We start from the raw sequence: 23,764 nt of genomic DNA, 5'->3' as shown, positions 1-23,764 counted from the left end.
GATGCGGTAATGTTTTCCCTGCACCCGGGCGATTAGCTCAGCGGGAGAGCACTTCGTTCACACCGAAGGGGTCACTGGTTCGATCCCAGTATCGCCCACCGGAATGCATTGTGATACGTGAGGCCCAGCCGATTATCGGCTGGGCCTCACGTGTATTTCCGGAATCCATCCGAAGAACCATCCGGGAATGCGACTGAGGCTCAGTCATCTTCCGCGTGGAGCGCGAGTTCTGCGGATGCGCCAGCAGTACCCGGAAGGGACGAGTTGTACGACGACCGCCAAATGGTGCTACAGTTCTTCTCGTTGCCCGGGCGATTAGCTCAGCGGGAGAGCACTTCGTTCACACCGAAGGGGTCACTGGTTCGATCCCAGTATCGCCCACCGGACAGCACGCAGGCCCTGACCAGGAGACTGGTCAGGGCCTGCGGCGCGTTCGGGGCGGGCGCCTGCCGGCCGCCGCTACGCCGCCGCCTCGCAGCCGTGTTCGGGTTCCAGCCGGCGGCCGCAGCCGCACCGGGCCGGCCGCAGCGGCCAGGAGGGGTCCACCCGCTCCGGCGTCCCCGACCGGTCGAACCAGTTCTGCAGCCCCCGCGCCTGCGCCGCGTGCCAGACCGCCTGCCGCAGGTGCAGCTCAGCCGCCGTCAGCCCGCCCAGCGCCGCCGGGTAGCGGGCGCCTATCCGCCGGGTCAGCGCCAGCGCCGCCGTCGCGTCCGCCGCCGCGTCGTGCGCCCCGGCCAGCTCCACGCCGTAGTGCGCGCACAGGTCGGTCAGCGTCCGACGGCCCTTGCGGTAGCGGTCCACGTGCTTGTCCAGCACCCGCGGATCCAGCACCACCAGCCCGGCCGTGCCCACCCCGTCGGTCAGCGTCAGCCCGTGATGGCGGCGCAGCTCCCGGTCCAGCAGCGTCAGGTCGTACGGCGCGTTCATCACCACCACCGGGCGCCCGGCCCGTGCCTGGTCCGCCAGCGCGCGGGTGACCTCCGCCACCACCGCGCCGACCGGGCGGCCGTGCGTCCGGGCGTGCTCGTCGGTGATGCCGTGCACCGCCCGGGCGCCGTCCGGGATCGGGACGCCCGGATCGGCGAGCCAGGTGGTGGTCTGCACCGGCCGACCCGGGGCGAGTTGGACGACCAGGGCGGCCGAGACGATCCGATCGGTCTCGACGTCCACGCCGGTGGTCTCGGTGTCGAAGGAGGCGAGTGGGCCGGTGTACCAGTGCTGCTGCATGACTGCCCCTCAGGCGAGCGTTCCGCGCGCCCGGTTGATACCCGGTTCTGACACCCGTTCAACCGTTTGGCGCAAGCCCGACCGGGGATCCTGCCCGTGGGTCCGTCGTTCCGATCCGGACGGGCCCGGAGCAGGGGGAGGCCACGGGGCGATGGCACTGACGCAGCCGCAGCCCGAGGAGGCGGCGGCCGTTCTACGGGGGAACCTGGCGGTCACCGCCTGCATGGAGACGCTGCAGGTCGGCTACCTGCACGCGGTCGCCGCCGCGGCCGGCTGCTCGCTCTCCCAGCCGTTCCCGGACAACGGGATCGACTGGCAGGTCAGCCACGGCTCCCGGGCGCACGAAGTGGACGACGAGGTCACCATCAAGATCCAGCTGAAGGCCACCCAGCAGATCGCGGCCGATCCGACCGGGCCGTTCTTCAGCTTCACCCTCGACAACGACCACCTGCGCAAGCTCGCCCGGGCGAGGGTCGCCGTGCCGCGCATCCTGGTCGTGATGCTGCTGCCGCGGCGGGTCGACCACTGGCTGCACGCCCGCCCGGACGCGCTGGAACTGCGGCACTGCTGTTACTGGGTCAACCTGGCCGGCCACCCGGTCACCGGACAGCGGCGCACCAACGTGCGGGTCCCCACCGGCAAGGTCTTCGACGACCGCGCGCTCTGCGACATCATGGCCCGGGTCGGCGCGGGTGGCAGCCCGTGACCGCCCGCCCCGGTCCCGGCCCCCGGCAGCGAGGAGCAGCACCCATGACACCGCCGCACGCACCCGGCGAGCCGGTCCAGGCCCTGCCCGATCCCGCCGCTGTCGACCCGGTGGTGCTCGCCACCCTGCTCGCCCGGCACGGCTGGGTCCGGCGAGGCGGCCCCGCCGCCCGCTACGGCCGCTGGACGCCGCCCGACGACGAGTCCGGCACCAGCGTCCTCGTCCCCGCCGGGGACGGCTTCGACGACGCCGTCGACCTCCTCGCCGACGCCGTCACCGCGCTGTCCCGCTCCTCCACCCCGTCCGCCCGCGCCATCCTGCTCGCACTCGCCGTCCCCGGCGACGAACTGCGCTGGCACCGGGAGCCGGCCGGCCCCGCCGAGGCCGCCACCTGGGACGACGCCGAGCGGCTCCAGCGGGCGGCCCGCGCGATGCTCGCCGCCGGGGCCAAGGCCGGCCGGGCCACGGCCGCCTACTTCGGCGCCCGGCTGGACGCCCACGCCGGGGACTTCCTGGACCGCGTCCTGGTCGTCGAGCAGGGCGCCGCCCTCACCGCCTACACCCCCGCGCCCGAGGGTCGGGCCGCCGTCACCACCCTGGTCCGCGCCCTGGAGGCACTGCGCGACGCCGTCGACTACCGCCGGGTCAGCGGGGGGCCCGAGGCCTTCGAGAACGCCGTCCAGGCCGGAGTCAGCCGGGAACTCGTCCAGTCCGTGGAGGACCTGGTCCGCGGCGCGACGGCGACCAGGCTGACCGTCGCCTGGTCCGCCACCGCCGGGACCCCGGGCGGCTTCGGGGACCGCCGGGTCGTCCTCGACTTCTCGCCCGGCGACCTGCCCGCCCTCACCGAGGCCGCCGAACTGCTCGAACGGATCGAGCCCGCCGTCGCCGTCACCGTCGTCGGCGTGGTCGTCCGGCTCAAGCGCGCCGACCCGGCCGGACCGGGCGCGGTACGGCTGCGCGTCCTCGGCGGCGCCGAAGTCCGCGAGCTCAAGCTCCGCCTGCCCGACCCCGACTACCGGCTCGCCGCCGAGGCTCACCTCGCGGGCCTGCCGGTCCGGGTCTCCGGCCGGCTGGAGAGCCGCGGCGGCTTCCGCCGGCTCACCCGGCCGAAGGGTCTGGAACTGTGCGGCTGGGAGGACGCCGACCGCGAGCGGCTGCTGAAGTCCCTCGGCGAGGGATTCGGCGAAGCGCTCGGCGAAGAGCTCGACGGAGGCCTCGGGGAAGGGGGAGAGGGGGCGTAGGTGCGCGGCCGGGTCGACGCGCTCGGTACCATCGTCACGCGCAGCGCAGTGTTGCGTCCTCTGAATCCAGCACGTCAGGAGAGACCGGTGACGGACGTCCGGGTAATCATCAACCGCGAACCCGATCGGGAAGAGCGCGTGGTGACCACGGGCACTACGGCCGCCGAGCTCTTCGCCGACGACCGCTCGATCATCGCCGCCCGCGTCGGCGGCCAGCTCAAGGACCTCGCCTACGCCGTCCAGGACGGCGACGAGGTCGAGCCGGTCGCGATCGGCAGCAAGGACGGCCTGGACATCCTGCGCCACTCCACCGCGCACGTCATGGCGCAGGCCGTGCAGCAGCTCTACCCCGAGGCCAAGCTCGGCATCGGCCCGCCGGTCAAGGACGGCTTCTACTACGACTTCGACGTCGAGAAGCCCTTCCACCCCGATGACCTCAAGGCCATCGAGAAGCGGATGCAGGAGATCATCAAGCGCGGGCAGAAGTTCTCCCGTCGCGTGGTCACCGACGAGTCCGCCCGCGAGGAGCTGGCCGCCGAGCCGTACAAGCTGGAGCTGATCGGCCTCAAGGGCTCCGCCGCCACCGCCGGCGAGGGCGCCGACGTCGAGGTCGGCGCCGGCGAGCTCACCATCTACGACAACCTGGACGCCAAGACCGGCGAGCAGTGCTGGGGCGACCTCTGCCGCGGCCCGCACCTGCCCAGCACCCGGTACATCCCGGCGTTCAAGCTGATGCGCAACGCGGCCGCCTACTGGCGCGGCAGCGAGAAGAACCCGATGCTGCAGCGCATCTACGGGACGGCCTGGCCCACCAAGGACGAGCTCAAGGCCCACCTCGACTTCCTGGTCGAGGCCGAGAAGCGCGACCACCGCAAGCTCGGCAACGAGCTCGACCTCTTCTCCATCCCCGAGGAGATCGGCTCCGGCCTCGCCGTCTTCCACCCCAAGGGCGGCATCATCCGCCGGGCGATGGAGGACTACTCGCGCAAGCGGCACGAGGAGGAGGGCTACGAGTTCGTCTACACCCCGCACGCCACCAAGGGGAAGCTCTTCGAGAAGAGCGGCCACCTCGACTGGTACGCGGACGGTATGTACCCGCCCATGCAGCTCGACGAGGGCGTGGACTACTACCTCAAGCCGATGAACTGCCCGATGCACAACCTGATCTTCGACGCTCGCGGCCGCTCGTACCGTGAACTGCCGCTGCGCCTCTTCGAGTTCGGGACGGTGTACCGCTACGAGAAGTCCGGCGTGGTGCACGGCCTGACCCGCGCCCGCGGCTTCACGCAGGACGACGCGCACATCTACTGCACCCGCGAGCAGATGGCGGAGGAGCTCGACTCGACGCTGACCTTCGTGCTCAACCTGCTCCGCGACTACGGTCTGACCGACTTCTACCTGGAGCTGTCGACCAAGGACCCGGTCAAGTACGTCGGCTCGGACGAGACCTGGGAGGAGGCCACCGCCGTCCTCGCCAGCGTGGCCGAGAAGCAGGGGCTGCCGCTGGTGCCGGACCCGGGCGGCGCGGCCTTCTACGGCCCGAAGATCTCGGTCCAGGCGCGCGACGCGATCGGCCGGACCTGGCAGATGTCGACGATCCAGCTCGACTTCAACCTCCCCGAGCGTTTCGATCTCGAGTACACGGCGGCGGACGGCTCGCGCCAGCGGCCGGTCATGATCCACCGCGCGCTGTTCGGCAGCATCGAGCGGTTCTTCGCGGTGCTGCTGGAGCACTACGCCGGCGCCATGCCGCCGTGGCTGGCCCCGGTCACCGTGACCGGCATCCCGATCACCGACGAGCACGTGCCGTACCTGCTGGAGGTCGCGGCCGAGCTGAAGAAGCACGGGATCCGGGTCGAGGTGGACACCTCGGACGACCGCATGCAGAAGAAGATCAGGAACGCTCAGAAGAGCAAGGTTCCGTACATGCTGATCGCCGGCAACGACGATGTCGAGGCGGGCGCGGTGTCCTTCCGCTACCGCAACGGCGAGCAGAAGAACGGCGTGCCGGTGGCGGACGCCGTCGCCGAGATCGTGGAAGCGGTGAAGAACCGCATCCAGGTGTGACGCCTTCGGACCACCACGCGCGGGGCGGGCTCTTGATGAGTCCGCCCCGCGCGGCTTTGCAAGCAGCGTTGGGCGAATATGCTGATCAGCATGACGACTGAGCCGGAACTGCAGCGGGGCGTCGGGGAGCCGGACGGCTTCCGCCGCCTGTGGACCCCCCATCGGATGGCGTACATCCAGGGTGAGAACAAGCCCACCGGTCCGGCTCCGGACGACGGTTGTCCGTTCTGCTCGATCCCCTCGCTGAGCGACGAGGACGGGCTGGTCATCGCCCGGGGCGCCGCCGTGTTCGCGGTGCTGAACCTGTACCCGTACAACGGCGGCCACTTGATGGTGGTCCCGTACCGGCACGTGGCGGACTACACCGACCTGGACGAGGCGGAGACGGCCGAGCTGGCCGACTTCACCAAGCGGGCGATGACCGCGCTGCGGGCGGCCTCGGGGGCGCACGGGTTCAACATCGGGATGAACCAGGGCGCGGCGGCCGGTGCCGGGATCGCGGCGCACCTGCACCAGCACGTGGTGCCGCGCTGGGGCGGGGACACCAACTTCATGCCGGTGGTCGGCCACACCAAGGTGCTGCCGCAACTGCTGGCGGACACCCGGAAGATGCTGGCCGAGGCCTGGCCGCAGGACTGATCGGGAACGCCGGAGGGGCCCGTCACCGCTGAGTCGGTGGCGGGCCCCTCCGGCGTGCGCGGGCCGGGGCTACTCGAACTGGTCGACCTTGTACGGGCGGGTGCCCTGGGCCTCGGACTTGATGATCGAGGCGCGGTTCTTGAAGCGGTCGGTGTCCAGGTCGTGCTCCTCCAGGAACTCCAGGGTGGCGGCGTGCACGGCGCCGAGGACCGGGACGGAGGCGTTGAGCGCGTTGTCGGTCATGAACCGGCTGCCCCACGGCGGGCTCGCCCAGGCGTGCCGGAAGCCGAACGGCTCGGGCAGGCCCAGGCCGCCGCCGAGCCAGGAGAGCAGCCCGGGGAGGCGGGTGAGCGGCGCGCGCAGGGCCTGGCGGACCACCTCGTCGTTGTCGATCAGGGGGAGCTTGACGGTGCGCTCCTCCCAGAACTTGCCGGTCTTCTGGACGGTCTTCTCCCTGGCCGAGGGCTTGTCGGAGAAGACGCCGTTGACCGGGCCGAGCGCGTAGCCGGCGACGGTGACGGTGAGGGTGTTGGCGAGCAGGGTGACGGTGACGGTGAAGGTGATGATCAGCTTGCCGTCGAAGGTGATGAACTGGGTGGCGAGGTAGTGCCGGGGGCCGCCGCCGGCGAAGGTCTGCTTGTCGGCGATGGTCTGGAGGGCGAAGTCGCGCATCCGGTCGCCGTCCATGTCGGCGTTGCCGGGGCGGGAGATCTCGTCGGCGTTCTCGCCGATTTCGAGGACCGCCCACTGCTTGACCGTGATGTTGGTCATCCCGCTGTTGGCGACCTCGCTGACGGCGAGCCCCTTGAGGTGCGAGGAGATCTTCCGGACGAGGTCCCAGGGGTGGAAGGCGCGGAAGTCGGAGTGGCCCGCGGCGGGGCGCATCACGTCGACCAGGCGCCATTCGCCCCAGCGCTTGCCGACGCCGAGGATGCCCTTGGGGCCGGCGTAGTGCTGGACGTTGGTCTCCTGCTCGGCCTCCATGCGGGCGAGCTTGTCGCGCAGGTCGACGGCCTTCTTGTCGAGGTCGTCGCGGGGGACGGCCTTGGACACGGTGGCGGCGACGGAGCTGCCCTCGGCGAGGGCGAGCCAGCGTTCGCGGAGCTCCTTGGTGGAGCGCAGCACGATGCGCCGGGCGAGGATCCCGCCGATGATGGGCGGGATCATGGCGACGCGCAGGTAGACGCCGAGCGGGCCGTGGACGGGGGGCTTGACGAGGAACAGGACGGAGACCACGGCCGCGGCCAGGAGCGCGAGGGCGCCGTAGAGCTCGTCCTGGAGGGCCTTGCCCTTCATGAGGTAGATGCGCAGGTAGAACGCACCGATCCAGATCAGGGTGCCGGGCAGGGCGAGCAGGCCGAAGAGCACGGTGACCACGGTCAGCTTGCGGTCCCGCGCGGCCCGCAACTCCTGCGCGGCCAGGCAGTGTTCGACGATCTGGCGGGTGTCGGTGCCGAACGAGGGCACGATCGGCTTGCGCCCGGCACCGACGGTGCGGGAGATGACGGCGGTGCTGAACGCCTCGCCGAGGTTCGCCTCGAAGAGCTTGAACCGGGGCTTCTTGTGGGTCGCGGCGGTGACCTTGCCGACGAAGTCCTCGATCTTGCCGTCGCGGTACGCGACCGAGGAGAGCGCCGGGGTGACTCCGGTTTGCGGCCCGGCGTCGGTGCGGGGTATCTGCGCACCCGGAGTCATGTCGAGTGTGGTCACGGTGGCGTCCCCTCCTCCCCTTGTCAGCGGCAGGTTATCGTGCCGCGGTGTCGCCGCGCGCATGATCGTCTGAAGTGCCGTCACGATCGGGCCGCGCCCGGGCCTGAGGGGCATGATGCCCAGCTTCGGGCTGGTCGATACCCGGTCGGCGGCGGGTCGTCGGGGTGGTGCAGGATGGCCGTGACGGCTAGGAAGGGAGCCCAGGGCGATGGATCCGGTGCTGGTTTTCGACGGGGACTGTTCGTTCTGCTCGTCCTGCGTGCGGTGGGCGGAGCGCTATCTGCGGCAGACGCTGGCCTCGGGGGGCTGGGACGCGGTGCCGTTCCAGTTCGAGGACCTGGCGGCGCTGGACGCGCGCGCGGGCGGGCTGGGCGAGGTGAGCGCGGAGCGGGCGGAGCGCGAGGTGCTGTGGGTGACGCCGACGGGCCGGGTGTACGGGGGCGCGCAGGCGGTGGCGCGGCTGCTGATGCGTTCGGGCGGCGCGTGGGCGTACCTGGGGGCGGTGCTGGCGTCGGCGCCGGTGCGGCCGGTGGCGGGCCTGGCGTACCGCTGGGTGGCGCGCAACCGGCACCGGATGCCGGGGGGTACGGCGGCGTGCTCGCTGCCGCGGCGGCAGGGCGCTCAGTCGGTGTAGCGGGTGGCCAGGGCGGTCGGCATGGGTTCGTGGCGCAGGTAGGCGCGGGAGAACTCGGCGGTGCCGTGGGTGAGTGAGCGCAGGTCGACCGGGTAGCGGACGAGCTCGAGTTCGGGGACCTCGGCGCGCAGCAGGGTCAGGCCGGGGCCGCCGGTCTCGGTGCCGAGGACGCGGCCGCGGCGGGCGGAGAGGTCGCCGAGGACGGCGCCGAGGTAGTCGTCGGGCAGCAGGACGGTGACGGCGGCGACGGGTTCGAGCAGCCGGATGACGGCGTGTTCGGCGGCGTCGCGCAGGGCGAGGGCGGCGGCGGCCTGGAAGGCCGCGTCGGAGGAGTCCACGGAGTGGGCCTTGCCGTCGGTGAGGGTGACCCGGACGTCGACGAGTGGGTGGCCGGTGGCGACGCCCTTGGCGAGTTGGGCGCGCAGGCCCTTCTCGACGGAGGGGATGAAGTGCTTGGGGACGGCGCCGCCGACGACGTGCTCCTGGAACTCGAAGCCGGAGCCGGCCGGGAGGGGTTCGACCTCCAGGTCGCAGATGGCGTACTGGCCGTGGCCGCCGGACTGCTTGACGAGCCGGCCGTGGCCGGCGGCGGCGGTGCCGAAGGTCTCGCGGAGGGCGACCTGGGGTTCGACGGTGTCGACGTGGACGCCGTGCCGGGTGCGCAGGCGGTCGAGGACGACCTCGGCGTGGGCCTCGCCGGTGCACCAGAGGACGAGCTGGTGGGTGGCGGGGTTCTGTTCGAGGCGTAGGGCCGGGTCCTCGGCGGTGAGGCGGGTGAGGGCCTGGGAGAGCTTGTCGTCGTCGGCCTTGCTGTGGGCTTCGACGGCGATCGGGAGCAGGGGCTCGGGGAGGGTCCAGCCGTCGAGGTCGACGGGGTGGCCGGGGTCGTGGACGGTGTCGCCGGCGCGGGCGGTGGTGAGCTTGGCGATGCAGACGAGGTCGCCGGCGACGGCGTGCGGGACGGGCCGCTGGAGCTTGCCGAAGGGGCTGCTGAGGGCGGTGACGCGTTCGTCGCCGTTCTGGTCGGCGCTGTGGGCGGGGCCGGCGAGGTGGATGCGGGTGTCGGGGCGCAGGGTGCCGGCGTACAGGCGCAGCAGGCTGATCCGGCCGACGTAGGTGTCGCCGGTGACGCGGACGACCTGGGCGGCGAGCGGGGCGTCGGGGTCGCAGTCGGGGGCGGGGCGGGTGCGTTCGCCGGGGTCGGGGAAGGTGTGGACGATCAGGTCGAGGAGTTCGGTGGCGCCGAGGCCGTTCTCGCTGGTGGGGACGGCGGGGTGGAGGGCGCAGCCGAGGACTTCGCGGCGCAGGCCGGCTTCGAGGGCGTCGGTGTCGAGGGTGTCGCCGGAGAGGTAGCGCTCCATGAGGGTGTCGTCCTGGCCGGAGATGGCCTCGACGAGGCTGTCGTGGGCCGGCCCGGTGTCGGGCAGCGGGGCGGCCCGGCCGTAGGTGTCGCCGGTGAGGAGGTCGACGCTGCCGTCGGGGCGGCCGTCGTGGAGGACGGGCAGGAAGAGCGGGCGGAGGGTGTCGGGGCCCAGGTCGAAGGCGTCGTGGCAGGCGGTGAGGATGTCGTCGAAGCCGGTGCGGGCGAGGTCGAGTTTGGCGACGGCGATGGCGCGCGGGATGCCTTCGGCGGCGCACTCGCGCCAGAGTGCGCGGGTGGGGGCGGTGACGGGGTCGGTGGCGGAGACGACGAAGACGGCGGCGTCGGCGGCGTGCAGGGCGGCGCGCAGGTCGGCGGTGAAGTCGGGGTGGCCGGGCGGGTCGATCAGGTTGATCTTGACGCCCTTCCATTCGAGCGGGAGCAGCGAGAGCTGGACGGAGCGCTGCTGGTGGTGCTCGATGTCCTCGTGGTCGGAGACGGTGCTGCCGTCGGTGACGTGACCGGCCCGGCCGGTGGCGCCGGCGGCGAGGGCGAGGGATTCGGCGAGCGTGGTCTTGCCCACACCGCTGGAGCCGATGAGGACGACGTTGCGCAGGTCCCGGGGGGAGGTGACGGCGGGTGCCTGGGCGGCTCGTGCCGTGCTGCGGTCGGGCATCGGGGTCTCCTCCCGTCGCGCCGGGGCTGTCCTTCGAAAGTGTAGGTGCGGGTGCTGCGGCGGCGCGTGTCGTACGGGTGGGCGGTGACCGTCCGTGTGTGGGACGTGGCCGGGGTGTCGTCGGGCGGTGCGTGCGACGGAGCGTGCCTCCGGCCTGGCTACGATGGGTGGGCCGGACGGGCTGATCCGTCCGGCCGTCTGCCGCGCGTGTTGCGCCAGGCGGGTACCAGGGAGATCGGAGCGGTCGGGAAGGCCATGCTCAACAAATACGCGCGTGCCTTCTTCACACGTGTTCTGACCCCGTTCGCCGCGTTCCTGATCCGGCTGGGCGTGAGCCCGGACGCCGTGACGCTGATCGGTACGGCCGGTTCGGTGGCCGGTGCGCTGGTGTTCTTCCCCCGCGGGGAGTTCTTCTGGGGCACCATCACGATCACGCTGTTCATCTTCTCGGACCTGGTGGACGGGAACATGGCCCGCCAGCTGGGCCGGAGCACCAGGTGGGGGGCGTTCCTGGACTCCACGCTGGACCGGGTCGCGGATGCGGCGATCTTCGGTGGTCTGGCGATGTGGTACGCGGGCAAGGGTGACAACAACCTGCTGTGCGCGGTGGCGATCTGCTGCCTGGCGAGCGGGCTGGTGGTGTCGTACACCAAGGCGCGGGCGCAGAGCCAGGGGCTGCCGTGCGACGTGTCGGGGCTGGTGGAGCGGGCCGAGCGGCTGGTGGCCAGCCTGGTGGCGGCCGGGGTCGCGGGTCTGCACAAGTTCGGGGTGCCGTACGTGGAGTGGCTGCTGCCGGTGGCGCTGTGGCTGGTGGCGGTGGGCAGTCTGGTGACGGTGTTCCAGCGCATGCTGACCGTGCGCCGGGAGGCGTTCGAGGCCGACCGAGCGGCGGCCGGGAGCTGATGGGGGGCGTCCTGCGGTGACGGACCGACTGGTGTACTGGGCGTACGCGCTGGGCTGGGCGGTGCTGAAGCACCTGCCGGAGCGGGTGGCGCGGGGCCTGTTCGACCGGCTGGCGGACTACGCCTGGCGCCGGCGCGGCAAGCGGGTGCTCCAGTTGGAGGCGAACCTGCGCCGGGTCCGTCCGGGTCTGGACGAGGCGGGCCTGCGGGCGCTGTCGCGGGCCGGGATGCGCTCGTACCTGCGGTACTGGATGGAGTCGTTCCGGCTGCCGGTCTGGAGCCGGGAGCGGGTGGCCCGGGACGTCCGGTCGGAGGGTCTGGAGAACCTGCGCGCGCCGATCGAGGCCGGTCGGGGCGCGGTGATCGCGCTGCCGCACATGGGCAACTGGGACCTGGCGGGCACCTGGGTGGCGCAGCTGGGCTTCCCGTTCACCACGGTCGCGGAGCGGTTGAAGCCGGAGCGGCTGTTCGACCGGTTCGTGGAGTTCCGGGAGGGCCAGGGCATGGAGGTCCTGGCGTTGACCGGGGGCGGGGTGAACGTGATCGGCACGCTGGCGCGACGGCTGCGCGAGGGCCGGCTGGTCTGCCTGGTGGGGGACCGGGACCTCTCGGAGGCGGGCGTGGGGGTGTCGTTCTTCGGGGAGGCGACCCGGATGCCGGCCGGTCCGGCGGCGCTGTGCCAGCGCACCGGGGCGGCGCTGCTGCCGGTGACGCTCTGGTACGACGGCCCGGTGATGCGGGCACGGATCCACCCCGAGGTGCCGGTGCCGCAGGAGGGCGACCGCAAGGAGCGGGCGCAGGTGATGACGCAGGCGCTGGCGCGGGTGTGGGAGCAGGCGATCCGCGAGCACCCCGAGGACTGGCACATGCTGCAGCGGTTCTGGCTGGCCGACCTCCCGGTCCGTGAGACGGTGGAGGAGGCGGCCGAGCCGCACTCCGAGGCGGCCCGGGCGGCCGCGCCGGAGCCGGCCGGCGAGCCGGCGGCCGAGGCCTCCGGGTCCTGATCCCGGCCAGCAGGAGTACCCGAAGGAGCATGAGGAACCCGTGAAGATCGGCATCGTCTGCCCGTACGATTGGGACGTCCCCGGTGGGGTGCAGTTCCACATCCGGGACCTGGCCGAGCACCTGATCGGTCTGGGCCACGAGGTCTCGGTGCTGTCGCCGGCCGAGGACGAGGAGGCGCTGCCGCCGTACGTGGTCGGTGCCGGGCGGGCGGTGGCGGTGCCGTACAACGGGTCGGTGGCGCGGCTGAGCTTCGGCGTCCTGTCGGCGGCGCGGACGCGGCGGTGGTTGCACGAGGGCCGGTTCGACATCCTGCACGTGCACGAGCCGGCGGCGCCGAGCGTGTCGATGCTGGCCGCCTGGTCGGCGTCCGGGCCGATGGTGGGGACGTTCCACACCTCCAACCCGCGCTCGCGGGCGATGATCGCGGCCTCACCGATCCTGCAGCCCGGCCTGGAGAAGATGCGGGCCCGGATCGCGGTGTCGGAGTACGCGCGGCGGACGCTGGTGGAGCACCTGGGCGGCGACGCGGTGGTGATCCCGAACGGCGTGGACGTCGGCTTCTTCGCGGACGCCGAGCCGGACGAGCGCTGGTGCGGCGGTGCGGCGGCCGGGGAGCCGGGCACGATCGGCTTCGTCGGCCGCATCAACGAGCCGCGCAAGGGCCTGCCGACGCTGCTGGCGGCGCTGCCGAAGATCCTGGCCGAGCGGCCGGGCGTGCGGCTGCTGGTGGCGGGCAAGGGGGACGAGGAGGAGGCCGTCGCCGGCCTGGCGCCGGAGGTCCGCCGCCAGGTGGAGTTCCTCGGCATGGTGAGCGACCGCGACAAGGCCCGGCTGCTGCGCAGCGTGGACCTGTACGTGGCGCCGAACACCGGTGGCGAGAGCTTCGGGATCATCCTGGTCGAGGCGATGTCGGCGGGCGCCCCGGTGCTGGCCAGCGACCTGGACGCGTTCAAGCAGGTGCTGGACGGCGGGGAGGCGGGCGAGCTGTTCCCGGTGGAGGACGCGGACGCGCTGGCCACCGCGGCGCTGCGGCTGCTGGGCGATCCGGAGCGGCTGGGGGAGCTGAGCAAGGCCGCCTCGCGGTACGTGCGGCGGTTCGACTGGTCGACGGTCGGCGCGGACATCCTGGCGGTGTACGAGACGGTGGCGGCGGGGGCCGCGGCGGTGGTCGAGGAGGACGTGCGCAGCGGCCGGCGCGGCCGGTTCGGCCTGGCCCGGGACTGAGCCCGGCGGCCCCGGGACTTTTCCGGGGTGTCGGCGGCGTTAGGGTCGGTCGACCGTATTCGGGCACGACGCATGGGGGCACCGATGCCGCAGATCTCCGTCGACTACTCGCCGAGCCTGGCCGGCTCCTTCGACCGCCGGGCGCTGGGCGTGGCGATCAACCGGCTCGCGGTGGGGACGATCGACGCGAAGCCGGAGGCGTGCAAGACGCTGTTCCGGCAGAACGACGACTTCGTGGTGGGGGAGGGCGAGGGGGCCGTCGCGCAGGTGTACGTCGAGTTCCAGATCTTCCCGGGCCGTACGCCGGAGGCGAAGGCGGCGCTCAGCGAGGGCGTGCTGGCGCTGCTGGCGGAGCACGTCGCGCCGGCGCCGGGCACCCGGCTGCACACCGCGGTGAACGTCTCCGACATCGACCGCGGGTCCTACCGGAGCGCGAGCGCGGAGGGCTGAGCCGGTGACACCCGGTAGCGTTGCGCCCCGTGACTACCTGGATCTGGGCCGGCGTGGCCGTGGTGCTGTTCGGCATGTACCTGAGTTGGACGGCCGGTCGGTTGGACCGGCTGCACGCCAGGATCGACGCCGCGCGGGCGGCGCTGGACGCGCAGCTGGTCCGTCGGGCCTCGGTGGCGATGGAGCTGGCCACGTCCTCGCTGCTGGACCCGGCGGCCTCGCTGCTGCTGCTGGACGCGGCGCACGCGGCCCGGCAGGCCGAGGACGACCAGCGTGAGGTGGCGGAGAGCCAGCTGAGCCTGGCGCTGCGGGCGGTGTTCGCCGAGCCGGAGCAGGTGGCGGCGCTGGTGGCGGAGCCGGGCGGCGAGGACGCGGTGCGCGATCTGACGGCGGCGGTGCGCCGGGCGCCGATGGCGCGCCGGTTCCACAACGACGCGGTGCGGGCGGCCCGGGCGGTGCGCGAGCACCGTCTGGTGCGGTACTTCCGGCTGGCGGGGAAGGCCCCGTTCCCGCTGGCGTTCGAGATGGACGATGCCCCGCCGCCCGCGCTCACGCCCGAAGGGGCACCCGCCTAGGCTGTGCTCGGATACGGCCCGTTTGTCGCATCCCGTCGTCCGGGCTGGACTTGGTGGCGCATGGTTGCGTCACCCATTCCGCCTACCATAGGGCGATAGCACTGGTTCATCTTCGAGTGAGGTCTCACGTGTCCACCACCCCCACCACCGCAGACCAGCCGCAGATCGGTACCGCCCGGGTGAAGCGCGGCATGGCCGAGCAGCTCAAGGGCGGTGTGATCATGGACGTGGTCAACGCCGAGCAGGCCAAGATCGCCGAGGACGCCGGCGCGGTGGCCGTCATGGCGCTGGAGCGGGTTCCGGCCGACATCCGCAAGGACGGCGGCGTGGCCCGGATGTCCGACCCGAACATGATCGAGGAGATCATCGAGGCGGTCTCCATCCCGGTGATGGCCAAGTCGCGGATCGGTCACTTCGTCGAGGCCCAGGTCCTCCAGTCGCTCGGTGTCGACTACATCGACGAGTCCGAGGTGCTGACCCCGGCCGACGAGGTCAACCACTCCGACAAGTGGGCCTTCACCACCCCCTTCGTCTGTGGCGCCACCAACCTGGGCGAGGCCCTGCGCCGCATCGCCGAGGGCGCGGCCATGATCCGCTCGAAGGGCGAGGCCGGCACCGGCAACGTGGTCGAGGCCGTCCGCCACCTGCGCCAGATCAAGAACGAGATCGCCAAGCTCCGCGGCTTCGACAACAACGAGCTGTACGCCGCCGCCAAGGAGCTGCGCGCCCCGTACGAGCTCGTCAAGGAGGTCGCCGAGCTCGGCAAGCTGCCGGTCGTGCTGTTCTCCGCCGGTGGCGTGGCCACCCCGGCCGACGCCGCGCTGATGCGCCAGCTCGGCGCCGAGGGCGTCTTCGTCGGCTCGGGCATCTTCAAGTCGGGCGACCCGGCCAAGCGCGCCGCCGCCATCGTGAAGGCCACCACCTTCTACGACGACCCGAAGATCATCGCGGACGCCTCCCGCAACCTCGGCGAGGCCATGGTCGGCATCAACTGCGACACCCTGCCGGAGACCGAGCGCTACGCCAACCGCGGCTGGTAGTCGCCCCCCTGTGCCGGCCCGTCGCAGCGCCCTGGCGCGCGGCGGGCCGCGTCACGTACATCCGTAGAACGATCGAACGAGGTTGAAGACCGTGAGCACTCCAGTCATCGGCGTCCTCGCCCTCCAGGGTGACGTCCGCGAGCACCTGGTCGCGCTGGCCGAGGCCGACGCGCTCGCCCGCCCGGTGCGCCGTGCCGAGGAGCTGGCCGAGGTCGACGCGCTGGTGATCCCCGGCGGGGAGTCCACCACCATGTCCAAGCTGGCGCTGCTGTTCGGCGTGATGGACCCGCTGCGCGAGCGGGTCGCCGCCGGGATGCCGGTGTACGGCACCTGCGCGGGAATGATCATGCTGGCCGACAAGATCCTGGACGGCCGGGACGACCAGGAGACCGTCGGCGGCATCGACATGACCGTGCGCCGCAACGCCTTCGGCCGTCAGAACGAGTCCTTCGAGTCCGGTGTCGCCTTCGAGGGCCTGGGCGACGCGCCGGTGCACGGCGTCTTCATCCGGGCCCCCTGGGTCGAGGGCGTCGGCGCGGGTGTCGAGGTGCTGGCCGAGCTGCCCGCCGCGGACGGTCCGGAGAGCCGGATCGTGGCCGTGCGCCAGGGCAACCTGCTGGCGACCTCCTTCCACCCGGAGCTCACCGGCGACCACCGCGTGCACGCCTACTTCGTCGCGATGGTCGAGGAGCACCTGGGGCGGCGCTGACCGTGTGCGCCTTTCCGGTGACGACACCGGTAAGATCTCATCTGTTTCATTTCCCTTTGGCGACGTAAAGGAGCTGGCGAATGTCCGGCCACTCTAAGTGGGCTACCACCAAGCACAAGAAGGCCGTGATCGACGCCAAGCGCGGCAAGCTCTTCGCCAAGATGATCAAGAACATCGAGGTGGCGGCGCGCACCGGCGGTCCCGACCCGGCCGGCAACCCGACCCTCTACGACGCCATCCAGAAGGCGAAGAAGAGCTCGGTCCCGATCGACAACATCAACCGCGCCGTCAAGCGCGGTGGCGGCCTGGAGGCCGGCGGCGCCGACTACCAGACCATCATGTACGAGGGCTACGGCCCGAACGGCGTCGCCGTCCTGATCGAGTGCCTCACCGACAACCGCAACCGCGCCGCCTCCGACGTGCGCGTCGCGATGACCCGCAACGGCGGCTCGATGGCCGACCCGGGCTCGGTGTCGTACCTGTTCACCCGCAAGGGCGTCGTGATCGTCCCCAAGGCTGACGGCGTGGACGAGGACAAGCTCTTCGAGGTCGTCCTCGACCAGGAGCCCGAGGAGATCAACGACCTCGGCGACGCGTTCGAGATCGTCTCCGAGGCCGCCAAGATGGTCGCCGTGCGCACCGCGCTGGTGGACGCCGGCGTCGACTACGACTCGGCCGAGGCCAACTTCCTCCCGAGCATGCAGGTCGAGCTGGACGTCGACGGCGCCCGCAAGATCCTCAAGCTGATCGACGTGCTGGAGGACAGCGACGACGTGCAGAACGTCTTCGCCAACTTCGACATCTCCGACGAGGTCGGTGCGCAGCTCGACGCCGAGTGATCGTTCTCACTCCCCGGCCCGGCGGTCTCCCGACCGCCGGGCCGGTGTCTTTGCGGGCGCTGTCGGACCCGGACGGTAGCCTTCGCAGGTCGCCCGCCGTCGGGCCGGAGGGCCTGTTCGGGCCGGAGCGCCCGGAGGCGGACGGCGACCAACGAGAGGCGGGGCTGTGGTACGGGTACTGGGCGTGGACCCGGGGCTGACCAGGTGCGGGATCGGCGTGGTCGAGGGCGCGCCGGGGCGGCCGCTGCGGATGGTCGGGGTCGGCGTCATACGCACCCCCGCCGAGGACGAGATCGGGCGGCGGCTGCTGCTGGTGGAGCAGGGCATGGAGGCCTGGCTCGACGAGCACCAGCCGGAGCTGGTCGCCGTCGAGCGGGTGTTCGCCCAGCACAACGTCCGGACGGTGATGGGCACCGCCCAGGCCAGCGCGGTCGCGATGCTCTGCGCCACCCGGCGCGGCATCCCGGTCACCCTGCACACCCCGAGCGAGGTCAAGGCCGCCGTCACCGGCTCCGGCCGGGCCGACAAGGCGCAGGTCACGGCCATGGTGCAGCGCCTGCTGCGGCTGGACGCCCCGCCCAAGCCCGCCGACGCCGCCGACGCGCTGGCGCTGGCCATCTGCCACATCTGGCGCGGCGGGGCGGTCAACCGCCTGGAGGCCGCGGTACGGGCGGCCCGCGCCACCCCCCTGAAAGGAAGCAGCCGGTGATCGCCTTCGTGCAAGGGCCCGTGGCGGCCATCTCCTCCGGACTCGCCGTGGTCGAGGTCGGTGGGGTCGGCATGGCCGTGCAGTGCACGCCGAACACGCTGGCCGGGCTCCGGCTGGGTGAGCCCGCCCGGCTCGCGACCTCGTTGGTGGTCCGGGAGGACTCGCTGACCCTGTTCGGCTTCGCGGACGACGACGAGCGCGCCGTCTTCGAGATCCTCCAGGCCGCGCCGGGTGTCGGCCCGAAGCTGGCGCAGGCGATCCTCGGGGTGCACAGCCCCGACGCGCTGCGGGCCGCGGTGGCCGGCGGCGACGAGAAGGCGCTGGTGGCCGTGCCCGGCATCGGGAAGGCGAAGGCCGCCAAGCTGCTGCTGGAGTACAAGGACAAGCTGGGCGCACCGCACGGCGCGGTGCCGGCGCAGAAGCCGATCGCGAGCGGCCCGGCCCCCTGGACCGAGCAGCTGCACTCGGCGCTGACCGGTCTCGGCTACGCTCCGCGCGAGGCGGACGACGCGGTCGTGGCCGTCACCCCCGAGGCGGAGGCCCAGCAGGCGCCGGACGTCGGCGCACTGCTCCGGCTCGCCCTGCGCGGCCTCAACCGATCCCGCTGAAGCCATCTGGCGATCTGTCCTCTTGTCGACTTTGGAGCATGTGCTGATGAGTCCGTACGACTCGGACCCGGGCGACCGGCTGGTGACGGCCGCCGCCGACGGGGAGGACCAGGCGGTCGAGGCGGCGCTGCGCCCCAAGCAACTGGACGAGTTCATCGGTCAGGAGCGGGTGCGCGAGCAGCTGTCCCTGGTGCTCCAGGCGGCCCGCAAGCGCGGCAGCGCGCCCGACCACGTGCTGCTCAGCGGGCCGCCCGGGCTGGGCAAGACCACCCTGTCCATGATCATCGCCGCCGAGCTGGGCGCCCCGATCCGGATCACCTCCGGCCCGGCGATCCAGCACGCGGGGGACCTCGCGGCGATCCTCTCCTCGCTCGCCGAGGGCGAGGTGCTCTTCCTCGACGAGATCCACCGGATGTCCCGTCCGGCCGAGGAGATGCTCTACATGGCGATGGAGGACTTCCGGGTCGACGTGATCGTCGGCAAGGGCCCGGGCGCCACCGCCATCCCGCTGGAACTGCCGCCCTTCACCCTGGTCGGCGCCACCACCCGGGCCGGCCTGCTGCCGCCCCCGCTGCGCGACCGTTTCGGCTTCACCGGGCACATGGAGTTCTACGCCCCGGCCGAGCTCGAACGGGTGGTGCGCCGCTCGGCCACCCTGCTGGACGTGGAGATCGACCAGGCCGGCGCCGCCGAGATCGCCGGCCGCTCGCGGGGGACGCCGCGCATCGCCAACCGGCTGCTGCGCCGGGTCCGCGACTTCGCGCAGGTGCGGCACGACGGCCAGGTCACCGCGGAGATCGCCGCCCGGGCGCTGGACGTCTACGAGGTGGACGCCCGCGGGCTGGACCGGCTGGACCGCGCGGTGCTGACCGCGCTGCTGCGGCTGTTCGGCGGCGGTCCGGTCGGTTTGTCGACTCTCGCGGTCGCGGTGGGGGAGGAGTCCGAGACGGTCGAGGAGGTGGCGGAGCCCTTCCTGGTCCGCGAGGGCCTGCTCGCCCGGACCCCGCGCGGCCGGATCGCCACCGCGGCGGCCTGGCAGCACCTGGGGATGACCCCGCCGGTCCAGACCACCCGGGGCGCCGTACCCGCGCAATCCGAACTCCTGCGGGCCGACGAGGGCTGAACGGGTGATCGTCGCCCGCCGGTTCCCGGGAGGCGTCCGATGCGCCACCCCGGTGAGCGGCCCGCGTGCGGGCCGGGGGCGAAGTCCGGGGAAACTGTGCAGGCGGAGGGTCGCCACTTTCGGCGGCAGGATGCGATGCTTGGCGTTGTCCGATCAGTTCGGGGTCGCCTAGACTCCGCCGGACCGCCCCGCTCACCTGACGGGCCGACCAATACCACACAGGCCGCCGGTCGGCGGCCCGTAAAGGACCCTGGCTGCAGTGAACTTCATCATCCTTCTCCTCCCGATCATCGCGATCGTGCTCATGTTCCGGTCGCAGAAGAAGCGCCAGTCGCAGATGCAGCAGATGCAGACCTCGCTGGAGCCAGGGGCGGGGGTGCGCACCATCGGCGGCCTGTACGCCCAGGTGAAGGCGGTCAACGAGGAGACCATCGAGCTGGAGATCGCGCCCGGCGTGGTCACCCACTTCACCAAGAGCGCGATCGCCGCTGTCCTGGACCCCCAGGAGTACGACGCGATCATCAACGGTCGCCCCGCCGATGACGAGCTGGCCGAGCCGGAGGCCGAGGACGCCGACGCCGAGCCGGTCGAGGACAAGCCGGCCGAGGACAAGCCGCTGACGCTCACCAAGGACGGCGGCGCCAAGGGCGACGTCGAGGGCGGGGCTCCCGCGAGCAAGTAGTACGGTCGGGCACCAGCCCGGCCGCGCGGCCCAGTGCCGCGAGCCCACAGGACCTCAGGGCCGCAGAACCGCCATGCCCCCGTCCCGCCACAAGCCGGACGGGGGTCCGGTTGGGGGGAGTGGCATGGACAGGGAGAAACGAGCAAGGTGGCAACACCCAAGTCGCGCCCGCGCGACGGCTACCCAGGGCGGGCGCTGGCCCTCATCCTGGTCGTCACCGTCGGACTGGTCGCCCTCATGTTCGGGACGGGCCACACCAAGCCCCGGCTCGGAATCGACCTCGCCGGTGGCACCAGCATCACGCTGACCGCGAAGTCGACAGACCCCAAGGCGATCAGCAAGTCCAACATGGACATCGCCACCGGGATCATCGAGCGCCGCGTCAACGGCATGGGTGTCTCCGAGGCGGAGGTGCAGACCCAGGGCGACAACACGATCATCGTGAACATCCCCAAGGGCGGCAACCAGCAGAACGCGGCGGACCAGGTGGGTACCACCGCCAAGCTGTACTTCCGCCCGGTCCTCGCGGTGGCGCCCAGCGGCTTCACGCCGCCGGCGCCCACCGCCTCCCCCTCGGCCACCGGCACCCCGAGCGCGGCCCAGTCCGCCGGGTCCACCGCCTCGCCCGGCGCGAGCGCGTCCGGCACGCCCAGCGCGAGCGGCACCAAGCAGGGCCGCCCGGCCGGTGAGGCGCTGGCCGCCGACGCCAGCCCGAGCGCCGCCGCCACGGGCGCGAGCACCGCCCCGAGCGCCGCCACCACGCCGTCCGCGCCCGCCACCCCGCCCAGCGCCGCGGACGTCAGCGCCGCGATGACCCAGGGCACCGTGCCGCCGGAGCTGGCCGCGGCCTTCACCGCCCTCGACTGCACCAAGCCGGAGGTCCGCTCGGCGCAGACCGGCCCCGAGGACAAGGCCGTCGTCGCCTGCTCGCAGAAGCCCGAGAACGGCTACTACGAGAAGCTCGCCCTCGGCCCCGTCGCCGTGAAGGGTTCGGACGTCTCCAAGGCCCAGCCGAGCCTCGACACCCAGACGGGTGCCGGCTGGCAGGTCCAGCTGCAGTTCAACGGCGCCGGCACCGACGCCTTCACCAAGGTCACCGGCCAGCTCGCCACCCAGACCCCGCCGAACAACCAGTTCGCGATCGTGCTGGACAACCAGGTCGTCTCGCACCCCGAGGTCAAGAACGTGATCCCCGGCGGCAGCGCCGTGATCACCGGCCGCTTCAGCCAGACCGAGGCGCAGGACCTGTCCAACGTGCTGGGCTACGGCGCCCTGCCGCTGGAGTTCACCAAGAGCGACATCACCACCGTCTCCCCGGCGCTCGGCAGCGACCAGCTCGAGGCCGGTATGGTCGCCGGCGCGATCGGCATGCTGCTGGTCGTGCTCTACTCGCTGGTCTACTACCGCGGCCTCGGCCTGGTCTCGATCGCCGGTCTGCTCGTCTCGGCGGCCCTGACCTACTCGATCATGAGCCTGCTCGGCGCCGGGATCGGCTTCGCGCTGAACCTGCCCGCGGTCTGCGGCGCGATCGTCGCGATCGGCATCACCGCCGACTCCTTCATCGTCTACTTCGAGCGCATCCGCGACGAGGTCCGCGAGGGCGCCCCGCTGCGCCCGGCGGTCCAGCGGGCCTGGCCGCGCGCCCGGCGCACCATCCTGGTGTCGGACTTCGTGTCCTTCCTCTGCGCCGCCGTGCTCTACGTGGTCTCGGTCGGCAAGGTCCAGGGCTTCGCGTTCACCCTGGGGCTGACCACCGCGCTGGACGTCGTGGTGATCTTCCTCTTCACCAAGCCGGTCATCACGCTGCTGGCCCGGCGCAAGTTCTTCGCCAACGGTCACCCGTGGTCCGGCCTGGACCCGAAGCGGCTGGGCGCCCGCCCGCCGCTGCGCAGCAGCCGTCGTCGTAGCCCCTCCTCTGCCGCCGTGAAGGAGGCCTGACACCGTGTCACGCTTCTCCAATCTGGGACACCGGCTCTACCAGGGCGAGGTCAGCTTCGACTTCGTCGGGCGCCGCAAGCTCTGGTACTCCATCTCCGGCGTGATCGTGCTGATCGCGGCGATCGGTCTGGCGATGGGCCTGCACCTGGGCATCGAGTTCAAGGGCGGCTCGGTCTACACCGTGAGCAAGCCGGGGCTGACCGTCTCGCAGGCGCAGGAGACGTCCAACCAGATCACCTCCTCGCACCCGCTGGTGCAGTCGACCGACAACGGCAAGATCCGCATCCAGGTCAGCACCGAGGAGCCGAAGAGCTCGGACGAGATCCGCGCTCAGCTCTCCGAGAAGCTGGCCGTGCCGCTGGACACCGTCGAGGCCCAGGTGATCGGCCCCAGCTGGGGCAAGCAGATCTCCTCGAAGGCACTCACCGGCCTGATCATCTTCATGGTCCTGGTGACGGTCTACCTGGCGATCGCCTTCGAGTGGCGGATGGCGGTGGCGGCCCTGGTCGCCCTCATCCACGACCTCCTGATCACCATCGGCGTATACGCCCTGGTGGGCTTCGAGGTCACCCCGGGTACGGTGATCGGCTTCCTGACCATCCTCGGGTACTCGCTCTACGACACGGTCGTCGTCTTCGACACCGTGAAGGAGAACACCAAGGACCTCACCAAGCAGAACAAGCGCACCTACAGCGAGGCAGCCAACGCGGGCCTCAACCAGACCCTGGTGCGTTCGCTCAACACCACCGTGGTCGCCCTGCTCCCGGTCGCCGCGCTGCTGTTCATCGGTGGCGGCCTCCTGGGCGCCGGCACGCTGAACGACATCTCGCTGGCGCTGTTCATCGGCCTCGCGGCCGGTGCCTACTCGTCGATCTGCGTCGCCACCCCGCTGCTGGCGCAGCTCAAGGAGGAGCAGCCGGAGATGAAGGCGCTGCGCAAGCGGGTCCTGCAGCACCGGGCCGCGGCCGCCGCCAAGGCCGCCGGCGAGGTGCCGGCGGACGAGGAGATCGCGGACGAGGACCTGCCTGCGGGTATGGTCGGTCAGCGCGGCCGGGCGGCCGGCACCACGCGTGCCAAGGGCCGTCCGTCCACCAAGCGCTGAACCGACCCGACCGTAAGGACACGCCGTGACCACCGCCGACACCGCACTGGCCGAGCTGTTGAACAGCCGGATCCGGGACGTCCCGGACTACCCGAAGCCGGGTGTGCTGTTCAAGGACATCGCGCCGCTGCTGGCCGACGCCGAGGCCTTCGGCGCCCTCACCAGGGCGCTGGCGGACCGGGCGCGGGAGCTCGGGGCGACCAAGGTGGTGGGCCTGGAGGCGCGCGGCTTCGTGCTGGCGGCTCCGGCGGCCTTCGCGGCCGGGCTGGGCTTCGTGCCGATCCGCAAGGAGGGCAAGCTGCCCGGCGAGGTGTTCCGGCGCTCGTACGAGCTGGAGTACGGCTCGGCGACGCTGGAGGTGCAGTGCGACGCCTTCGCGCCCGGTGAGCGGGTGCTGGTGGTGGACGACGTGCTGGCCACCGGTGGCACCATCGGCGCCTCGCTGGACCTGGTGAAGGAGGCCGGCGCCGAGCTGGTGGGCGTCGTGGTGCTGATGGAGCTGGGCTTCCTGGACGGCCGGGAACGGCTGTCCGGGCACCTGAACGGCGCCCCGCTGGAGACGCTGGTCACGGTCTGAGGGACCTGAACGAAGGGC

23 protein-coding genes and 2 tRNA genes are annotated in these 23,764 nt (G+C 72.0%); 22 read left to right on the top strand and 3 right to left on the bottom strand.

Translation table 11 applies throughout. The features are described from left to right. Positions 1 to 26: 26 nt before the first annotated feature. Together ABT015_RS08365 and ABT015_RS08360 are read left to right on the top strand one after the other, a co-directional pair. Positions 27 to 98: transfer RNA gene (locus tag ABT015_RS08365), tRNA-Val, on the top strand. Between the two features lie 211 nt (positions 99 to 309). Further along, positions 310 to 381 (top strand) — tRNA-Val (locus ABT015_RS08360). A 78-nt stretch (positions 382 to 459) separates the two neighbouring features. On the opposite strand, the gene ABT015_RS08355 is transcribed toward ABT015_RS08360, so the two are convergent. Continuing rightward, positions 460 to 1,227, bottom strand: coding sequence for a 3'-5' exonuclease (locus ABT015_RS08355; protein WP_350877897.1), 768 nt, complete (start codon positions 1,225 to 1,227; stop codon positions 460 to 462). Between the two features lie 151 nt (positions 1,228 to 1,378). Between ABT015_RS08355 and ABT015_RS08350 the strand changes: the two genes are divergently transcribed. From ABT015_RS08350 to ABT015_RS08335, 4 genes are all read left to right on the top strand, one after another. Further along, a complete protein-coding gene (locus ABT015_RS08350; RefSeq protein WP_350877896.1) occupies positions 1,379 to 1,933 on the top strand; it encodes a DUF4365 domain-containing protein in 555 nt (184 codons plus the stop codon). Between the two features lie 44 nt (positions 1,934 to 1,977). After that, the gene (locus ABT015_RS08345; protein ID WP_350877894.1) at positions 1,978 to 3,177 is read left to right on the top strand and encodes a hypothetical protein; all 1,200 of its coding nucleotides are present in this window, start codon (positions 1,978 to 1,980) and stop codon (positions 3,175 to 3,177) included. A gap of 87 nt (positions 3,178 to 3,264) precedes the next feature. Next, positions 3,265 to 5,244: a threonine--tRNA ligase gene (gene thrS, locus ABT015_RS08340; RefSeq protein ID WP_350877893.1), complete on the top strand. Its 1,980-nt coding sequence runs from the start codon at positions 3,265 to 3,267 to the stop codon at positions 5,242 to 5,244. A gap of 78 nt (positions 5,245 to 5,322) precedes the next feature. Continuing rightward, positions 5,323 to 5,883: an HIT family protein gene (locus tag ABT015_RS08335; RefSeq protein ID WP_350877892.1), complete on the top strand. Its 561-nt coding sequence runs from the start codon at positions 5,323 to 5,325 to the stop codon at positions 5,881 to 5,883. 69 nt (positions 5,884 to 5,952) lie between these two features. Here the strand turns inward: ABT015_RS08335 and ABT015_RS08330 are convergent, their stop codons facing one another. Next, entirely contained in the window at positions 5,953 to 7,593 is a 1,641-nt protein-coding gene (locus ABT015_RS08330) for an AbeC-like domain-containing protein (RefSeq protein WP_350877891.1), read from the bottom strand. A gap of 208 nt (positions 7,594 to 7,801) precedes the next feature. On the opposite strand from ABT015_RS08330, the gene ABT015_RS08325 reads away from it, so the two are divergent. After that, on the top strand, positions 7,802 to 8,227 hold the full coding sequence (locus ABT015_RS08325; protein WP_350877890.1) for a thiol-disulfide oxidoreductase DCC family protein: 426 nt from the start codon (positions 7,802 to 7,804) through the stop codon (positions 8,225 to 8,227). On the opposite strand, the gene ABT015_RS08320 is transcribed toward ABT015_RS08325, so the two are convergent. Beyond that, complete coding sequence (locus tag ABT015_RS08320; RefSeq protein ID WP_350877889.1) at positions 8,215 to 10,263, bottom strand: elongation factor G-like protein EF-G2; 2,049 nt, start codon at positions 10,261 to 10,263, stop codon at positions 8,215 to 8,217. The genes ABT015_RS08325 and ABT015_RS08320 overlap by 13 nt on opposite strands. A gap of 255 nt (positions 10,264 to 10,518) precedes the next feature. Here ABT015_RS08320 and pgsA point away from each other — a divergent pair, with 255 nt between their 5' ends. From pgsA to ABT015_RS08245, 15 genes are all read left to right on the top strand, one after another. Continuing rightward, entirely contained in the window at positions 10,519 to 11,166 is a 648-nt protein-coding gene (gene pgsA, locus ABT015_RS08315; protein ID WP_350877888.1) for a phosphatidylinositol phosphate synthase, read from the top strand. A gap of 16 nt (positions 11,167 to 11,182) precedes the next feature. Beyond that, on the top strand, positions 11,183 to 12,169 hold the full coding sequence (locus ABT015_RS08310) for a phosphatidylinositol mannoside acyltransferase (RefSeq protein ID WP_350877887.1): 987 nt from the start codon (positions 11,183 to 11,185) through the stop codon (positions 12,167 to 12,169). 40 nt (positions 12,170 to 12,209) lie between these two features. Continuing rightward, a complete protein-coding gene (locus tag ABT015_RS08305) occupies positions 12,210 to 13,394 on the top strand; it encodes a glycosyltransferase family 4 protein (RefSeq protein WP_350877886.1) in 1,185 nt (394 codons plus the stop codon). Positions 13,395 to 13,478: 84 nt separating this feature from the next. Continuing rightward, positions 13,479 to 13,844, top strand: coding sequence for a 5-carboxymethyl-2-hydroxymuconate Delta-isomerase (locus tag ABT015_RS08300; protein WP_350877885.1), 366 nt, complete (start codon positions 13,479 to 13,481; stop codon positions 13,842 to 13,844). A 74-nt stretch (positions 13,845 to 13,918) separates the two neighbouring features. After that, complete coding sequence (locus ABT015_RS08295; protein ID WP_063350972.1) at positions 13,919 to 14,419, top strand: hypothetical protein; 501 nt, start codon at positions 13,919 to 13,921, stop codon at positions 14,417 to 14,419. Positions 14,420 to 14,547: 128 nt separating this feature from the next. Continuing rightward, entirely contained in the window at positions 14,548 to 15,459 is a 912-nt protein-coding gene (pdxS, locus tag ABT015_RS08290; protein WP_350877884.1) for a pyridoxal 5'-phosphate synthase lyase subunit PdxS, read from the top strand. A 91-nt stretch (positions 15,460 to 15,550) separates the two neighbouring features. Beyond that, positions 15,551 to 16,168, top strand: a complete 618-nt coding sequence (pdxT, locus tag ABT015_RS08285; RefSeq protein ID WP_063350971.1) for a pyridoxal 5'-phosphate synthase glutaminase subunit PdxT — start codon at positions 15,551 to 15,553, stop codon at positions 16,166 to 16,168. Between the two features lie 80 nt (positions 16,169 to 16,248). Continuing rightward, the gene (locus ABT015_RS08280) at positions 16,249 to 17,007 is read left to right on the top strand and encodes a YebC/PmpR family DNA-binding transcriptional regulator (RefSeq protein WP_350877883.1); all 759 of its coding nucleotides are present in this window, start codon (positions 16,249 to 16,251) and stop codon (positions 17,005 to 17,007) included. A gap of 166 nt (positions 17,008 to 17,173) precedes the next feature. Continuing rightward, entirely contained in the window at positions 17,174 to 17,716 is a 543-nt protein-coding gene (gene ruvC / locus ABT015_RS08275; protein WP_350877882.1) for a crossover junction endodeoxyribonuclease RuvC, read from the top strand. After that, positions 17,713 to 18,324 carry a Holliday junction branch migration protein RuvA gene (gene ruvA / locus ABT015_RS08270; RefSeq protein ID WP_350877881.1) on the top strand — a complete coding sequence of 204 codons (612 nt, stop codon included), beginning with the start codon at positions 17,713 to 17,715 and terminating at the stop codon, positions 18,322 to 18,324. Before ruvC ends, ruvA begins: the two co-directional genes overlap by 4 nt. Before the next feature lie 46 nt (positions 18,325 to 18,370). Then, positions 18,371 to 19,447: a Holliday junction branch migration DNA helicase RuvB gene (gene ruvB, locus ABT015_RS08265; protein WP_350877880.1), complete on the top strand. Its 1,077-nt coding sequence runs from the start codon at positions 18,371 to 18,373 to the stop codon at positions 19,445 to 19,447. A gap of 259 nt (positions 19,448 to 19,706) precedes the next feature. After that, positions 19,707 to 20,129 (top strand): preprotein translocase subunit YajC, encoded by a 423-nt coding sequence (yajC, locus tag ABT015_RS08260; RefSeq protein WP_350877879.1) that lies wholly within the window; start codon positions 19,707 to 19,709, stop codon positions 20,127 to 20,129. A gap of 147 nt (positions 20,130 to 20,276) precedes the next feature. After that, positions 20,277 to 22,067, top strand: a complete 1,791-nt coding sequence (gene secD, locus ABT015_RS08255; RefSeq protein WP_402448268.1) for a protein translocase subunit SecD — start codon at positions 20,277 to 20,279, stop codon at positions 22,065 to 22,067. Positions 22,068 to 22,071: 4 nt separating this feature from the next. Continuing rightward, positions 22,072 to 23,169 (top strand): protein translocase subunit SecF, encoded by a 1,098-nt coding sequence (secF, locus tag ABT015_RS08250; RefSeq protein ID WP_350877878.1) that lies wholly within the window; start codon positions 22,072 to 22,074, stop codon positions 23,167 to 23,169. Positions 23,170 to 23,194: 25 nt separating this feature from the next. Continuing rightward, positions 23,195 to 23,746, top strand: a complete 552-nt coding sequence (locus ABT015_RS08245) for an adenine phosphoribosyltransferase (protein ID WP_350877877.1) — start codon at positions 23,195 to 23,197, stop codon at positions 23,744 to 23,746. Positions 23,747 to 23,764: the final 18 nt, after the last annotated feature.

The sequence above is a fragment of the Kitasatospora sp. NPDC094016 genome, assembly GCF_040304045.1.
GTDB lineage: Bacteria > Actinomycetota > Actinomycetes > Streptomycetales > Streptomycetaceae > Kitasatospora.
This window is presented reverse-complemented; position numbering and strand designations above follow the sequence as displayed.

Excerpts from the sequence above, each read along its gene's own strand:
- ABT015_RS08280 (WP_350877883.1), top strand. The coding sequence starts at position 16,249 with ATGTCCGGCCACTCTAAGTGGGCTACCACCAAGCACAAGAAGGCCGTG.
- pgsA (WP_350877888.1), top strand. The coding sequence starts at position 10,519 with ATGCTCAACAAATACGCGCGTGCCTTCTTCACACGTGTTCTGACCCCG.
- ABT015_RS08325 (WP_350877890.1), top strand. The coding sequence starts at position 7,802 with ATGGATCCGGTGCTGGTTTTCGACGGGGACTGTTCGTTCTGCTCGTCC.
- ABT015_RS08320 (WP_350877889.1), bottom strand. The coding sequence starts at position 10,263 with ATGCCCGACCGCAGCACGGCACGAGCCGCCCAGGCACCCGCCGTCACC.
- ABT015_RS08350 (WP_350877896.1), top strand. The coding sequence starts at position 1,379 with ATGGCACTGACGCAGCCGCAGCCCGAGGAGGCGGCGGCCGTTCTACGG.
- ABT015_RS08300 (WP_350877885.1), top strand. The coding sequence starts at position 13,479 with ATGCCGCAGATCTCCGTCGACTACTCGCCGAGCCTGGCCGGCTCCTTC.
- ABT015_RS08345 (WP_350877894.1), top strand. The coding sequence starts at position 1,978 with ATGACACCGCCGCACGCACCCGGCGAGCCGGTCCAGGCCCTGCCCGAT.
- ABT015_RS08335 (WP_350877892.1), top strand. The coding sequence starts at position 5,323 with ATGCTGATCAGCATGACGACTGAGCCGGAACTGCAGCGGGGCGTCGGG.
- ABT015_RS08355 (WP_350877897.1), bottom strand. The coding sequence starts at position 1,227 with ATGCAGCAGCACTGGTACACCGGCCCACTCGCCTCCTTCGACACCGAG.
- ABT015_RS08295 (WP_063350972.1), top strand. The coding sequence starts at position 13,919 with ATGTACCTGAGTTGGACGGCCGGTCGGTTGGACCGGCTGCACGCCAGG.
- ruvB (WP_350877880.1), top strand. The coding sequence starts at position 18,371 with ATGAGTCCGTACGACTCGGACCCGGGCGACCGGCTGGTGACGGCCGCC.